Here is a 14,684-nt window from a genome sequence, read left to right on the forward strand (position 1 = left end):
TTCCGCGACCTATGCTCTCAGCTCGAACACCCGTTTAGGGGTGGTCGGGGTCACAGACCACAGGACTCACAGGACTCGCAGGGGTCAGAGAGCGACGAGGGGCCGGGATGACGGGCGACGGACGCGTGCGGTGGGGCATTCTGGCGACGGGCGGGATCGCCGCGGCGTTCACGGCGGATCTGGTGGACCTGCCGGACGCCGAGGTGGTGGCGGTGGCCTCGCGGACCCAGGCGTCGGCGAAGGCGTTCGCCGAGCGGTTCGGGATATCGCGGGCGTACGGGGACTGGGCGTCGCTGGCCGAGGACGCGGACGTCGACGTGGTGTACGTCGCCACTCCGCACGCGGCACACCGGGCCGCGGCCGGGATGTGCCTGGAGGCGGGGCGCCATGTGCTGTGCGAGAAGGCGTTCACGCTGAACGTGGGCGAGGCGCAGGAGCTGGTCGGGCTCGCTCGCAGCAACGGTCGCTTCCTGATGGAGGCCATGTGGATGTACTGCAATCCGCTGATCCTGCGGCTGAAGGCGATGATCGACGACGGTGTGATCGGCGAGGTGCGCACCGTCCAGGCCGACTTCGGGCTTGCGGGGCCCTTCCCGCCCTCCCACCGGCTGCGTGATCCCGCGCAGGGTGGCGGTGCGCTGCTCGATCTCGGTGTCTATCCGGTGTCGTTCGCACAACTGTTGCTCGGGGAGCCGTCGGACGTCGTCGCGAGAGCGGTGCTCTCGGAGGAGGGTGTCGATCTCCAGACCGGAGCACTGCTCTCCTGGGAGAGCGGCGCTCTCGCTTCGGTGCACTGCTCCCTGACCGGCGGCACCGCCACCTCCGCCTCGGTCACCGGCTCCGCGGGCCGCATCGACATCCCGTTCGGCTTCTTCCACCCGGACCACTTCGTGCTGCACCGCGACGGCCACGAGCCCGAGAAGGTCCTCGCCGACCCGGCCCACGGCCCCCGCACCAGCCTCAAGCACGAGGCCGCCGAGGTCATGCGGGCCCTGCGCGCCGGCGAGACCGAGTCCCCCCTCGTCCCGCTCGACGGCACCCTCGCCGTGATGCGCACCCTCGACGCCGTACGGGACCGGATCGGCGTCCGCTACCCCGGCGAGGTCGACTGACCCATCCGGCAGGACTCCGTATGGTGGACAACCAGTTCCGCATGACGGAGTCCCGCCGTACGCTGCTGGCCCATGAATGCCATGCAGACGAAGATCGCCGTGGTGACCGGGGCGGGCTCCGGTATCGGCCGTGCGGTGGCCGTGGAACTCCTGCGCACCGGCTGGTCGGTGGCGCTCGCGGGCCGCCGGACCGAGACCCTGGAGGAGACGGCCGCCCTCGCGCTTGAGGCACCCGAGGCCCTTGAGGCACCCGGGACCCTTGAGGCGCCCGCGGGCGCCGCCCTCGCCGTACGCACCGACGTGTCCCGTCCCGAAGACGTGGCGGCCCTGTTCGCCGCCGTTCGCGAGCGCTTCGGGCGGCTCGACCTGCTCTTCAACAACGCGGGCACGTTCGGGCCCGGCGGCGTGCCGGTCGAGGAGCTGCCGTACGACGCCTGGCAGCACGTGGTGAACACCAACCTGAACGGCGCGTTCCTGTGCGCGCAGGCCGCGTACCGGCAGATGAAGGAGCAGGACCCGCAGGGCGGCCGGATCATCAACAACGGCTCCATCTCGGCCCACACGCCCCGCCCGCACTCGATCGCGTACACGGCGACCAAGCACGCGCTGACGGGCCTGACCAAGTCGCTGTCCCTGGACGGGCGTCCGTACCGGATCGCCTGCGGTCAGATCGACATCGGCAACGCGGCGACCGACATGACCCGGCGCATGGAGACCGGCGCCCTGCAGGCCAACGGCGAGATGGTGCCGGAACCCGTGATGGACGTCGCGGACGTGGCGCGCACGGTGCGGCACATGGCGGAGCTGCCTCTGGAGGCGAACGTGCAGTTCGCGACGGTGCTGGCGACGGCGATGCCCTACGTGGGCCGCGGCTGAGCCCGGCCGCCGGCGCGACCCGTTCGGGGTCGTATGCGACATCAACGTGGGATCAACGCCGGACCAAGAGGTGGTCAACGGCTCAACCTACACAAACGGAAGCTGAACCTCCGTACCGTTCCGCCCGGTAACAGGCATATGCTCAACACTCCTCCATCAAAGCTTCACACTTGGAGCACAAGGCTTCGGTACGCCCAAGGACCACTCCTAGGGGGGAGGCGGCAGCCGTTCCACGGCCCGGCAGGGGGCGGACCTCGCGGGAAACCGCGAGGTAAGCACCGGACCGCGGAACGGCTGCCACCACACTTGGCCTCTTCGGCCCGCAGACCTTCGGGCCTGCGACCCGCAAGCCCTCAGGCCCGGTGCCGGCCGGACGCGTCGGAGTCGTCGTCCGCCACCGCGCGCCGCCGCCGGCGCAGCGCGAAAGCCCCGCCCGCGAGCAGCGCGACGGCTCCGCCCGCCCCGCCGACCATGCCCCACGCCGAGTGCGCCTGACCGGCCGGGGCCGGAGCACCTGCGGCACCCTTGACCGCCTTCCGCGTCGGCGTCGCGGCGGCGCCGCCCTCGCTGACCGGATCGACCAGCGTGCCCACGGACTTGGCGCGCCCGGCCCACTTGAACCCCCAGTCGAGCAGCACGGCCGTCTCCTCGTAGACACCGCTGCCGCCACTCCTGGGATGCATGACGGTGACGAGGAGTGTGCGGCCGCCGCGGGTCGCCGCGCCGGTGAAGGTGTTGCCCGCGTGGCTGGTGTAGCCGTTCTTCACGCCGATCAGACCGTCGTACGTCCGCACGCCCCACGCGCCCGTCAGCAGGCGGTCGGTGTTCTGGATCTGGAAGGTCTTCTTGCCGCCCGCCGGGAAGTCGGCGGTCTTCGTCGCGCAGTAGGAGCGGAAGTCGGCGTCGCCGAGGCCGTGCCGGGCGAAGAGGGTCAGGTCGTACGCCGAGGACAACTGCCCCTTGTGGTCGAAGCCGTCGGGGCTGACCACATGGGTGTCCAGCGCCTGGAGGTCGCCCGCCTTGGCCTGCATCGCGGCCACCGTCTCGGCGACGCCGCCGTACATGTGACTGAGCACGTGCACCGCGTCGTTGCCCGAGCGCAGGAAGACACCGAGCCACAACTGCTCGACGGTGTACGTGAGTCCGGGCTTGACGCCGACGAGGCTGGAGCCCGCGGGGATGTCGGCCAGGTCGGCGTCGGTCACCGTGTACCGCTCGGCGCGGTCGAACTTCTTCAGCACCGTGTCCGCGAACAGCATCTTCAGCGTGGAGGCGGGCGCCAGACGCGTGTGCGCGTCGTACGAGGCGAGGATCTCGCCGCTCTCGTGGTCCGCGACGAGCCAGGAGCGCGCCGTGAGCTTCCTGGGCAGGCCCGAGGCACCGCTCACCTGGACGCCGGGACGGCCGAGTCGCTCACCACCGACGACGGTTGCGGCGGTCGCGGCGGACGCGGGGACGGCGGCGGCAGTGGCGGCCGCCAGCGGCACGGCCGCCGCGAGGCCCAGGGCAGCACGGCGGGAAAGCGGAGAGGAATCGCGCATCCCGGGACCGTACAAAGCGCGCCGGGGCCCCCGCACATCGGGGTCCCAAAGAAAAGGCACGGCAATCTCAAAGACACGGCAAAGAAAGGCGCCGGAACGGAACCCCGAACAGTCCGGCCCGCACGCGGTGAAGCAAACGCCTACGGCGAAGAGCACGAGACCGCCCGGTGCGCCTGTCCACCGTCCCACCGGGAGGTGCGCACCGGGCGGTCCGCTCTTCTTCACCAACACCCCACCCAACAGGCGTTTCCTGGCAGTACGCCCTCCACAGCTTAGGAATCAGCTGTCTTATGGAAATTTGATGACCGCCGTCACTTTCTCAGCCCTGACACATCTTTTACTCAGGCCGACTCAAAGGTTTCTCCATAGTTTGTGGCCGCGCCCACAGCGGGCGCCAAGAACCTTCGAGGAACGGGATGTTTGGCATCTATCTCAAGCGCGAGCTGAGCCGGCGCAAGAAGGCGGCTCTGGTCATCGCCATGGGTCTGGCGCTCGGTATCGCGCTGGTCATCACCGTGAACTCGGTGTCGGCCGGCATGCAGCAGGCACAGGACAAGGTCCTCCAGTCGCTCTACGGGCTCGGTACGGACATGACCGTCACCAAGGCCCGGGCGGCCCCCTCCGGCAACTCCTCCAGCAGGCCCAAGTTCGACTTCGACGCCAAGTCGGACAGCAGCAAGACGCAGAGCTCCGACCGGGTGATGACGCAGGGCGGGCAGTCCCTGAAGTCCTCGCTCGTCACCGAGGTCGCGGCGCAGAAGGGCGTGGCGAGCGCGGTGGGCGCGCTCAGCCTGAACGTCACCAAGGTCGACGGCTCCTTCACCCAGGGCAAGGCGAAGAGCTCCACCACTCAGCAGCAGGGCGGTGGCGGCCAGGGCGCTCCCGGCGGCGGCACCAGCACCGGGCAGCCGCAGGTCCAGGGCGGCGGCGCCTCCTTCGACGTCAACTCGTACTCCGTGGCCGGTGTCGATGTCGCCCACCAGGACCTCGGTCCGCTCGCCACCTCGAAGATCACCAAGGGCAGGACCTTCACGGCGACGCAGACCAACGCGAAGGTCGCGGTGCTCAGCAAGTCGTACGCCAAGGAGAACAAGAAGACGGTCGGCAAGAGCCTCACGATCTCCGGCACCAAGTACACGATCATCGGCATCGCGACGCCGGACAGCAGCGACTCGACGACCGATGTCTACCTGCCGCTGAAGCAGGCGCAGACACTGGGTGACGCGAAGAACAAGGTCACCACGATCTACGTCCAGGCGACCGACTCGAAGCAGATCGACGCGGTCAAGTCGACCATCCAGAAGAACATCTCGGGGACGACGGTGACCACCTCCGCCGACCTCGCGGACACCGTCTCCGGTTCGCTGTCGACGGCCGCGAACCTCGCGACGAACGTCGGCAAGTGGCTGTCGATCGCGGTCCTGGTCGCCGCGTTCCTCGTGGCCGCGCTGCTCACCTCCTCGGCGGTCAGCCGCCGCGTACGGGAGTTCGGCACGCTGAAGGCGCTCGGCTGGCCGTCGCGCAAGGTCACCCGGCAGGTCGTCGGCGAGTCCATCGTGAACGGCCTGCTCGGCGGCGCCCTCGGCATCGCACTCGGGCTCGGCGCCGCGTACGCGGTGACGGCGATCAGCCCGAAGCTGACTGCTGAACTCGGCTCCACCGGCGGCGGTGGCGGCGGCATGGGCGGCGGTCCCGGTGGCGGCGGTCCGGGTCAGCAGGCGGCCTCGGCGGCCAAGAACACCATGGAGGTCGCGCTGTCCGCGCCGGTCTCGGTGACCACCATCGCGCTCGCCGCCGGCCTGGCCATCGCCGGCGGTCTGATCGCCGGCGCCATGGGCGGCTGGCGCGCCTCCCGGATGCGCCCGGCGGACGCGCTGCGCAGCGTCTCCTGACCGGCCGGTCGGCCAACCGGCCCTCGGGCCACACCTCTTGAGCCGGGGCGCCGCGACCGTTCCCCCCGGGCCGCGGCGCCCCACCCCTTTCAGTCCAGTCACGGAGAACTCATGTACAAGCTCACCGGCGTCACCAAGCGCTATACGCGGGGCAAGGAGACGGTGGACGCGCTGCGCGGCGTCGACCTCACCATCGAGGACGGCGACCAGCTCGTCATCCAGGGCCCCACCGGCGGCGGCAAGTCCACCCTGCTCCAGATGATCGGCGGCCTGGACCGGCCCACCTCGGGCAGCGTCGAGCTGGACGGCGTGGACCTCGCCTCCATCAGCGAGGCCAAGCTGACCCGGCTGCGCGCCGAGAAGATCGGCATCATCTTCCAGTCCTTCAACCTCATCCCGACGCTGACCGCGCAGGAGAACGTGGAGACCGCGCTCGTACCGCTCGGCGCGAAGCCCAGGGAGCGGCGCGAGCGGGCCGCCGAGGCGCTGGGCTCGGTCGGTCTCGGCGACCGTCTGAGCCATGCGCCCAGCGAGCTGTCCGGCGGTCAGCAGCAGCGCGTCGCCATCGCCCGCGCGCTGGTCAAGAAGCCGAAGGTGCTGCTCGCCGACGAGCCGACCGGCAACCTCGACGAGGGCACCCGTGACGACATCATGGAGCTGCTCGAAGGGCTGTGGCACGAGTACGGGCTGACCTTCATCATGGTCACCCACGACTCGTCCATCGCCCGCCGCGCACCGCGGCTCGCCACCATCAAGGCCGGGCAGATCACCCTCACCGAGCAGGGCGGGGCGCGCCGCGCGGCAGCGCAGGCTCCGGAGTACGCCGGGCAGCAGTACGCCCAGCAGCCGTTCGGTGGCGGCGGTGGCGGTCAGGGTTACTGATCCGGCCACCGGGCCGTCGGCGGCGTCCCGCGGGGCTGCTCACCGTCCGAGCACGCGATCGACCTCGGTCAACTGCGCTGCGGTGAGCGGCCCTTGGGCGATCGCGCCCGCGTTCTCCTCGGCCTGGGCGACCGAGCGGAAGCCCGGGATCGGGACGGTGCGCGGGCTGCGCGCCCAGATCCAGGCGAGGGCGCCCTGGGCGGGCGTACGGCCGCCGCTGGTGAGGATGGACCGCAGCGCGTCGACCTTGACGAGCCAGGCCGGGTCGGCGCCGCGGTTCTCCGTGAAGCCGGGCAGCCAGGCGGGCGGCGCGTTGCGGATGTCCCCGGCATCGAGAGCACGTCCGGCCGACTGCTTGCCGGTGAGCAATCCCATGGCGAGCGGACTGCGGTTGATGCTCGCGAGGTTCGACTGCTCGCAGAGGGCGAGGAGTTCGGGCGCGTCCTGCAGCACGTTGAGGCGGTGCTGTACGGCCGCGCAGTGCGGTCCCCGGGCGAAGACGGCGGCGCGGTCCGGGTCGTCGGTGCTCCAGGCGTACGCGCGGATCAGGCCCTCGCGCACGAACTCCTCGCAGGTGTCGCGGAGTTCGGCCGCACGCACGGGGTCGGCGTCGGAGATGTGCAGCTGATAGAGGTCCACATAGTCGGTGCCCAGGCGCTCCAGCGAGGCGGTGAGGGCACGGCGGGCGTACGCCGGGGAGTCGTCCTGGCCCAGTGCCGTCCGGGTCTCCTCGTCGAAGACGTTGCCCCACTTGGTGGCGACCACGACATCGGCCCGGCGCTTGCCCAGGGCCCGGCCGAGCACCCGCTCGCTGTGCCCGGTGCCGTACGCGTCCGCGGTGTCGAAGAAGGTGACTCCGAGGTCGAGGGCGCGGCGTACGGCCCGTACGGACTCGTCGTCGTCGACCTTGCCCCAGCCCAGCGGCTGTCCGTCGGCTGTCTGCCACTCACCGCCGATGGCCCAGCAGCCGAAACCGAGCGCGCTCACCTCGATGCCGCTGCGGCCCAGTGTTCTGGTGGTGCCGGTGCCGTTGCCGTTGCCGGTACTGCTGCTGGTGCCGGTGGTCTTGGGGTGCTCGTTGCTGTCCATGCCTGTGGACGCTAGGAGTTGAAGCGCGCTTCAACGCAAGACCTCGTACGGGATTCGAGCCTGTCCGGTCTCGAAGGTCAGGCAGGTCTGTCCGGTCCCGAAGTTCAGGCCTGGCCGGTCTCGAAGCGGGAGATCCTGCCGCTGTCGTCGACGGTGAAGCTCCACCTGGTCTTCATCTCGCCCCAGGCGTCGTTGCAGTAGTGCGCGGTGAGGGAGTGGCCGTCGTTGGACTCGCGGTCGACCTCCATGTGGCCGTGCGAGGAGAAGATCTCCCGCTCGGTCCAGTCGGCGAGGTCACGGTCGGAGCCGTCGTCGGACATGGTCGCGTCCGGGGCGAGGACCGCCTGGAAGGCGTCGCGGTCGTGGGCGTTCACCGCGCTGACGAAGGCCCGGACGGCCGGATCACTGAGTTTCGTCACCTGAATCGTCATGCCGGCCAGACTCACACCGTTCCCCGGCGCCCGCCACCCGAACGGCGGCGCGAACCGGGTGCGGGACGGGCGCGGGAGGGGTACGCGGTGCGACGGTGGAGGTACCGCGCTCCCGGTGTGACGAGAGGTGACACGAGATGACCTGCTACGACCGACGAGACCTGGGCCTTCTGCTGCTCCGCCTGGGCACGGGCGGAGTGCTGGCCGCGCACGGCGCGCAGAAGCTGTTCGGGTGGTTCGGCGGAGGTGGCATCGAGGGCACCGGCCAGTTCATGGAGTCCGTCGGCTACTCCCCCGGAAAGGTGAGTGCCAGGGCGTCGGGGCTGGCCGAGGCGGGCGGTGGCGCTCTGCTGGCGCTCGGCCTCGCGACCCCGGCGGCGGGCGCGGCGGCGGCCGGCGCGATGGCGGGCGCGTCCGCGGTGCACGCGCCCAACGGCTTCTTCGCGCAGAGCGGCGGCTACGAGCACGCGGCGTCCCTCGGTCTGACCGCGGCGGGCCTCGCCGTGACGGGCCCCGGCCGGCTCTCCCTCGACCACGCCCTCGGGCACCATTTCGACCGAGGCTGGATGGTCCCCGCGGCCCTCGCCGGAACGGCGGCGGTCACGCTGGCGGTGGTGGGGGCACGGAGCCGACTGGTGCGGCGGGCAGCGGAGGGCGAGCAGGAGACGCTGTTCGACGAGTAGGAGCCGGGGAAGGCTCCTGCGCCTCTGCGAGGCTGCCCTCATGGCTGACGAAGAAGTCTGGAAAGCGATCGACGACCTGCACGCCTGGCTGGACGCGAACAAGGCGGTCGACGGCCCGGAGGCCTTGCTTCTGCGGGTGCTGAAACTCTCCGAGGAGGTCGGCGAGGTCGCCCAGGCGGTGATCGGCGCGACAGGCCAGAACCCGCGCAAGGGGACGAGTCACACCTGGGACGACGTCCGGTCGGAGCTCTGCGATGTCGTCATCACGGCCCTGGTCGCCCTGCGCACGCTGACTCCGGACGCGCGCGAGGTCTTCGCGACGCATCTGGCGGGCGTCACGGAACGCTCGCTCGGCGGCCGAACTCCCTGAGTGGCTGGGGCACTTCCGACTGTCGCGTCCGAAGCTGTTCACCCTGTGTGCGTACGGAGGCCGCTCGCAGTTGGTGGGGGCGGCCCAGCCTTCACGTCGACATCGTGACGACGGAAGGCTCCCAGTGCAGGACTACGTTTCCCCCGGCGGGCGCAGGGCGATTGCCATGGCGAGCGGGGCGCTTACGCTCGCGCTCATGAGCATGGGAACCCAGGCGCAGGCGGCGAGTTACGGCACCCCGAGCATCGCCCTGTCCGCGGCGTACCTGTCGGGCGCGGTGGGCGCGACCGGGGACCCGACGGTGAGCGTGACGGTCGGGCAGAGCGGGGCCGACGCCGGGGCGCTCGGCGTCAAGGTGACGGCGAGCAGCAGGACTTCGGTGGCGACGACCGGCGACGTCACGATCACCGGAACGGGCGCCGCCCGCAAGCTGGTTGTCGCCGCGCGCGGCCGGGGCTACACCGACCTCACCGTCAAGGTCACAGGGGTCGACGGACAAACAGCTTCCAAGACGCTGCACTACGCCGCGTCCGCCGCCGTCCAACAGAGCGCGGACAGCCGCTACTTCACCGGGTCGAGCGACGCCTCGGCGGCCGTCGACGTGGGCGGCGGGTATGTCGTCGTGGCGGACGACGAGTCCAACGTCCTGCGCCTGTACGACCGTTCGACGTCCGGTGCGCCCGTCAAGACCTGGGACTTCAGCTCGAAGATCGGTGTCACCAAGGAGATCGACATCGAGGGCGCGGCACGCGTGGGCGACACCATCTACTGGACGGGCTCGCTCGGCAACAACAAGGACGGCGAGTACAAGCCCGCCCGCAACACCCTCTTCACCACCAAGGTGACCGGGTCCGGCGCGGCCACCACCCTGTCGTACGGCGGCGCATACAAGAAGCTCCGCGACGACCTGGTCGCCTGGGACGAGGCGCACGGCGACCGCTACGGCTTCGCGGCGGGCACCGCGGACGGCGAGATCCCCAAGGAGGCCAACGGCTTCAACGTGGAGGGCCTGGAGTTCGCGCCGGGCTCGACAACGACGGCGTACATCGGCTTCCGCGCGCCGCTGGTTCCGGCGGTCTCCGGCGGCAAGGCGCTGCTCGTGCCGGTCACGAACATCGACAAGGTGGCCGGCAGCGGCGCAACGGCCACCTTCGGCACCCCGATCGAGCTGGACCTCGGCGGCCTCTCGATCCGAGACATCCGCAAGAACGCCGCGAACCAGTACCTGATCGTCGCCGGTTCCTGGGCCGCCGACGACAACACCGACCCGTACGCCCTCTACACCTGGGACGGCGACCCCGCCCACGCCCCGACCAAGACCCTCGACCTCCCCACCTCCGACCCCGGCGGCTGGGAGGCGGTCATCGACGTCCCCGACCTCACCGCCCCGGGCGCCCGAGCCCAACTCCTCACCGACAACGGCTCGGCCGACCTTTACGGGGACGGGACGGAGGCGAAGGATCTGACGCACGCTGAGTGGAAGAAGTCGCGGGCTGCTTGGTTCACGCTGGGGAGCTGACGGTTGCCGGCCGAGGGGCCCGGTGCCATAGAGTTGCCGAGATGCGATTGGCCAACTCGCTTGCTACCTTGGTAAGTAAATGTCGATGGATATCGGCAATGTCGCAATCCGCCCGATCGGCGTGATGTGTGAGCGACACAGACTTCCTTATGCGCTGGCCGTTCGCCGTGAGAGCCACTGGCCCGTCAGTTCACGCGACTCCCGTGGAGCCGTACTGAGGACCACGCCGCGGGCCTCTTCACGAACGGACAGCGAGGTGCCAGCCAGCGATGTCTACTCTGACGGAAAGCCATGCCCACGGCGTCGATGAGGTGAAGGCGCTTGAGGCTTCGCTCGGGTTCAAAGTCCCCGAGCCCCACATCACCGAGGCGGCGTGCGGGAACCTCATCCGCACGCTCGAGGCCAGAGCCGAGCGCCAGCAGGAAGAGCTGCGACGCGCCGCGGAACTCTCCCGGCCGGTTCTGGACGTATTTCTCGGGACTCCTGGCCTGGACGAGGCCGCAGAACGGATGCGGGCCGATCAAAAAAAGCGAATGACCGAGAAGGTCGCACCGTCGCCTCTGAGCCGGTCCGGCGCCGGCGCGGTGGAAGCGGAGTTCAGAGCGAGTACGAACTTCACCGTGAAGGTGCCACCGTACGACGGCGACTTCGCGACGGGACCAGGTGCGGCCGTGGACAAGAACCAAGGCACCTTCAGCCTTGCGGTGCAGGCGTTCGGAGGATCGGACTCGTGCTACTTGTCCCTGGGCTCCTGGTTCTACACCGCCCAGAACAACCCGTATCAGCGGTTCGCAGCGCCGATCGAATTCAACAAGTACTGGAAGCAGAACGCGATGGGCTACGTCGCGCACAGCCGCTTCTCCACCGTCGTCGGCATCCACGACGGCACCACCAACACCGACGCCATACCGCCGGTCCAGGTGCAGCCGACGTGGAATGACGGCGTCAGCTGGTTCGAGAGTCACGGGGAGAACGTCGAAGGGGACTGGGCCCTTGCGGAGGTGTTCTTCCCGGCAACGGCGGGCCATGTGTACTTCTGCCAGCTCGCGTTCAGCGCTTCGGTGGACGCTGACAGCGGAGCGTTCGGTTTCGCCGATTCGACGATCCGCCTGAACGGAAAGATCCCCCGGCTGGTTCTCGGCTCCCTGTTCTGACCTCGGGGTCTCTCCTCCGTCAATTGCGAGGTGTTTCGATGAGCAGGACATTCGACGAGGCTTCGGCTCAGGCGATGTACGCATCGAGCGAGCCCGTACAGGACGAGGAACGGGCGGCGCCGGAAGAAGGCCTGGAGCACGTCACAGGGGTGACGCGGGTGGCGAGCGGCCAGGGGCATGGTCAGTTCTGGTTTCAGGTCGCCAGCCCGGTGGTCGACCTCAACAGCGTCGTTCTTGCCTCCATCGCCCAACTCGTTTCAGGAATCCCGGACACGGGAACCGCTCGGATGCAGATCAGCAACGTCGTCCCCCGGAACGGCGGGGTCTTTTTCTTGCTGAACATCGACTCGCCGTTCGACGTGGCCTTCCGCATCGGCTTCCGGGTCGAATGACCGGACACTGCCAGACGGACCGTTCGCCGACGGTCAGGACAGTGCTTGTTCCGCCCAGATCGTCTTGACGGTCGCCGTGTGCCGCGTGCCCAGCTGCTGGTGAGCTGGGGCACGCGGCACAGGGCCGCCCTCGTCGAAGATGCGGGCCCGGCGCAGGTGCGGTGATGGCGACCATCTCGACGTCGGCTGCAGGCTCCCACACCCGGACCTGTCCGGCGTGCAGCGCCTTGGTGCGTGCGAGCACGAGGGCCACGTCGTCGCATGAAGAGCGGCAGACGAGTGGGGGTGTACGCCGGGTTCTGTCGCCCGGTCGCCTCACGGCGGCCTCTCGATCCGCAACCTCCGCAAGAACGCCGCGAACCAGTACCTGATCGTCGCCGGCTGGGCCACCGCCGACAACACCTCGTCTGCTTCGATCCCCAGGGAGAAACTCTGCGGGGCTGACGGTCGCTGTTCACGATCCGGCGCGTTGTCCGGCCACGCCCTCCGAGAGCGTGAACCGACCCGGCACCTGCTCGACCAGCCACCCTCGGGCCACCATCCGCTTCGCCTTCGACCGCAACGCCTCCACCTTCGCCGGCACCGTCTCCAGGCCGAAGCAGACGGCCATCTCCTGGCAGGAAAACGGTCTTGACCACCAGCGGAGAGGCCGACCCCCGCGACATCACCGCCGACCAAGTGGCCGGCATGCCCGAACTCCTGGCCGAAGCCGTGCGCGACCTGGTCGCCGAGTACGAGGCCAAGGACTCCCCGGAAGCGATCTGCGCGCGCGACGCCGACTAATTGGAGTGCATGATCCAGGGCATCGAATACCGGGATCAGGGCTATGCCAATGCCCAGCGATGGATCGACAACAGCCGGGGCCGGATCACCACCCAGACGGGCCAGGCACTCGCTGACGCGGTACTGGACACAGGGTCATTGGACTGGCTCCGGGCGGCGCTTGGCGAGCAGAGGAACTGAGGTCGGGTGACGACAGCATCCGTAAGGATCCTGCCGCGAGGTACTCACACGGCGGAAACCGTCACGGCCTCGTGCGGGTGGATGAGAGAACGGAGTTTGGTGCGGGTTTCCGCGTCCGTGGAGTACAGGACCGTTCCGACCATGCCCCGGGTCAGCAGGACCTTGTAGGTGTTGCGGATCAGCCGGTCCACGTCCGCTTCGGGCGTGGACTTCTTGAAGACCGGGTCCTTCGAGGCTGCGCGGTCCACGACCCAGCGGTCGTCGCGCCAGACAAGATCCGGGCCGAGGATGACGCCGCTCCAGTCGTACTCGAATCCCTGGGCGGTGTAGACACAGCCCACCTGTCCGAAGCCGGCCGGATCGGTGGCCCAGAGGGCGGCCGGAGGAGCGCCGGCCACTGCACGCTCACCGAAGACGTTCCAGGGGCGGGCCCATTCGCCGATGGTGACGTCGGCCGGGAGTGCCTGGCCCGGCGGCGTCTTCTTGGTCCACGGCCAACAGTATCCGGCCGACATCCGGGCGCTGTACCCCTCGGCCCGGCGTGCGGTGAGGAACGCCTCGAGCTCCTGCGGGCTGTCGACGACCTCGAGACCGACCTTGCCGTCGGGCTCCCAGTCGACGACTCCGCCCGGTTCCAGGGCGAGCAGACGGAGCACCCAGCGCAGGTAGGCGTCACTGCCGCCACATCGGAACTGGCTGTCGAGGGAAACGACCCGGCACCGCAGCCCTTTCTCCGCCGCTGCCGTCTCGATCTCCTCCACGGTGCCCATCTCGCCCGGCCGAACGACCTGGTGCTGGTCCAGGAGGAATACGGGTACGCGCGCCGCGTCGATCAGTTCGTCGATCTGCGCCTTGCCGGTCCTCTCCGCGGCTCGCGTGTACCGGTTGGCCGACGTCTCACGGATCCGGTGGGCCTCGTCGCAGATCAGGACATCGAGACCGTTGCGTTCGGCGGTCATGAAGCTGTTGAAGTACTTGAAGAGATCCTGCACTTCACGCCTGCGCGCGCCCGCCACCTTGCGCATCGTCTTGGTGAAGGACTGTGATCCGGTCGCGTGCAGGGCCGCGATGCCTTGCCGGTAGAGCTCCCCGAGGAGCGAAAGGGCAATGACACTCTTGCCTGTGCCCGGACCGCCGGTGACGACGACGACTTCCTTGTGATCCGCCTGCCGCGCCCGCCGGACGGCGGTCAGTACGGTTTCGTAGGCCACGCGCTGTTCGTCGAGCAGGACGAACTGCTCGCGTTCCCGAACTTCCTGGGCGGCAACGGCGATCAACTGCTTTGAGGGCTGCACCTTGGCTGCGAGCAGTTCGTCGGCGGCCGACGCTCCGGGTTCAGGTGACAACTTCGACCGCAGGTACTCGAGGAATTCTCCCCTTCGTTCGGCGGTGAACAGTCGCCCGCGTTCGCTCTGTTCCACCTCGTACAGGCCCACGGCGCCGAACTCGGTGGCGTTGTGCAGATATGCGACGCCTGCGATGCGGTGCGGATGCTCGGCCAGAAACCGGTTGAAGGCGACCAGGTAGTCGCAGTAGCCCCGCACCTGCTCGATGGGGTTCAGAACGGGCTGCGCGTAGGCGTCCACTCGGCAACGGAGCGGATCGTCGTCCTCGGGCTGCGCTTGGCTCCACTGCTTGAGTTCCACGACCACATAGGAGGGTTGCCGCGTCCGCGGGTGAATGAGGGGCCTCGCGTTTGCCGGACAGGTGTCTGACCGTCTATTTCACGCGGCGATTCGCAACTTCTCGTACTCGGCGTGGACTTCGCGTGGAGGGCGGT

Annotated in this window: 14 protein-coding genes and 1 pseudogene; 10 read left to right on the forward strand and 5 right to left on the reverse strand. The window is 69.2% G+C overall.

Features of this window, described 5'->3' with window-relative positions:
* Positions 1 to 107 precede the first annotated feature (107 nt).
* Positions 108 to 1,112, forward strand: coding sequence for a Gfo/Idh/MocA family protein (locus tag ACN6LB_RS17015; protein ID WP_445026624.1), 1,005 nt, complete (start codon positions 108 to 110; stop codon positions 1,110 to 1,112).
* A gap of 72 nt (positions 1,113 to 1,184) precedes the next feature.
* Positions 1,185 to 1,988, forward strand: a complete 804-nt coding sequence (locus ACN6LB_RS17020; protein WP_445026626.1) for an SDR family oxidoreductase — start codon at positions 1,185 to 1,187, stop codon at positions 1,986 to 1,988.
* A gap of 353 nt (positions 1,989 to 2,341) precedes the next feature.
* Here ACN6LB_RS17020 and ACN6LB_RS17025 read toward each other — a convergent pair whose 3' ends face one another.
* Complete coding sequence (locus ACN6LB_RS17025) at positions 2,342 to 3,529, reverse strand: D-alanyl-D-alanine carboxypeptidase family protein (RefSeq protein WP_445026628.1); 1,188 nt, start codon at positions 3,527 to 3,529, stop codon at positions 2,342 to 2,344.
* Positions 3,530 to 3,945: 416 nt separating this feature from the next.
* Between ACN6LB_RS17025 and ACN6LB_RS17030 the strand changes: the two genes are divergently transcribed.
* The gene (locus tag ACN6LB_RS17030; protein ID WP_445026630.1) at positions 3,946 to 5,421 is read left to right on the forward strand and encodes an ABC transporter permease; all 1,476 of its coding nucleotides are present in this window, start codon (positions 3,946 to 3,948) and stop codon (positions 5,419 to 5,421) included.
* Between the two features lie 111 nt (positions 5,422 to 5,532).
* Positions 5,533 to 6,303, forward strand: coding sequence for an ABC transporter ATP-binding protein (locus tag ACN6LB_RS17035; protein ID WP_445026632.1), 771 nt, complete (start codon positions 5,533 to 5,535; stop codon positions 6,301 to 6,303).
* A gap of 39 nt (positions 6,304 to 6,342) precedes the next feature.
* Here ACN6LB_RS17035 and ACN6LB_RS17040 read toward each other — a convergent pair whose 3' ends face one another.
* Both ACN6LB_RS17040 and ACN6LB_RS17045 read right to left on the reverse strand, forming a co-directional pair.
* A complete protein-coding gene (locus tag ACN6LB_RS17040) occupies positions 6,343 to 7,392 on the reverse strand; it encodes an aldo/keto reductase (protein ID WP_445026634.1) in 1,050 nt (349 codons plus the stop codon).
* Between the two features lie 104 nt (positions 7,393 to 7,496).
* A complete protein-coding gene (locus ACN6LB_RS17045) occupies positions 7,497 to 7,823 on the reverse strand; it encodes a nuclear transport factor 2 family protein (RefSeq protein WP_445026636.1) in 327 nt (108 codons plus the stop codon).
* 137 nt (positions 7,824 to 7,960) lie between these two features.
* Here ACN6LB_RS17045 and ACN6LB_RS17050 point away from each other — a divergent pair, with 137 nt between their 5' ends.
* From ACN6LB_RS17050 to ACN6LB_RS17070, 5 genes are all read left to right on the forward strand, one after another.
* Complete coding sequence (locus ACN6LB_RS17050; RefSeq protein WP_445026638.1) at positions 7,961 to 8,506, forward strand: DoxX family protein; 546 nt, start codon at positions 7,961 to 7,963, stop codon at positions 8,504 to 8,506.
* A gap of 40 nt (positions 8,507 to 8,546) precedes the next feature.
* Positions 8,547 to 8,876: a MazG-like family protein gene (locus ACN6LB_RS17055; RefSeq protein ID WP_445026639.1), complete on the forward strand. Its 330-nt coding sequence runs from the start codon at positions 8,547 to 8,549 to the stop codon at positions 8,874 to 8,876.
* Positions 8,877 to 9,072: 196 nt separating this feature from the next.
* Complete coding sequence (locus ACN6LB_RS17060; protein WP_445026640.1) at positions 9,073 to 10,395, forward strand: DUF3616 domain-containing protein; 1,323 nt, start codon at positions 9,073 to 9,075, stop codon at positions 10,393 to 10,395.
* Between the two features lie 269 nt (positions 10,396 to 10,664).
* Positions 10,665 to 11,549 (forward strand): hypothetical protein, encoded by an 885-nt coding sequence (locus ACN6LB_RS17065; RefSeq protein ID WP_445026641.1) that lies wholly within the window; start codon positions 10,665 to 10,667, stop codon positions 11,547 to 11,549.
* 38 nt (positions 11,550 to 11,587) lie between these two features.
* Positions 11,588 to 11,941, forward strand: a complete 354-nt coding sequence (locus tag ACN6LB_RS17070) for a hypothetical protein (protein ID WP_445026642.1) — start codon at positions 11,588 to 11,590, stop codon at positions 11,939 to 11,941.
* Between the two features lie 454 nt (positions 11,942 to 12,395).
* On the opposite strand, the gene ACN6LB_RS17075 is transcribed toward ACN6LB_RS17070, so the two are convergent.
* A complete protein-coding gene (locus ACN6LB_RS17075) occupies positions 12,396 to 12,551 on the reverse strand; it encodes a hypothetical protein (RefSeq protein WP_445026643.1) in 156 nt (51 codons plus the stop codon).
* Positions 12,552 to 12,589: 38 nt separating this feature from the next.
* On the opposite strand from ACN6LB_RS17075, the pseudogene ACN6LB_RS17080 reads away from it, so the two are divergent.
* Positions 12,590 to 12,904: pseudogene (locus ACN6LB_RS17080) on the forward strand (HD domain-containing protein); the annotation flags it as partial.
* A gap of 44 nt (positions 12,905 to 12,948) precedes the next feature.
* On the opposite strand, the gene ACN6LB_RS17085 reads toward ACN6LB_RS17080, so the two are convergent.
* Positions 12,949 to 14,550: a DNA/RNA helicase domain-containing protein gene (locus tag ACN6LB_RS17085; protein WP_445026644.1), complete on the reverse strand. Its 1,602-nt coding sequence runs from the start codon at positions 14,548 to 14,550 to the stop codon at positions 12,949 to 12,951.
* Positions 14,551 to 14,684 lie beyond the last annotated feature (134 nt).

The organism is Streptomyces sp. SAS_270 (assembly GCF_052543295.1).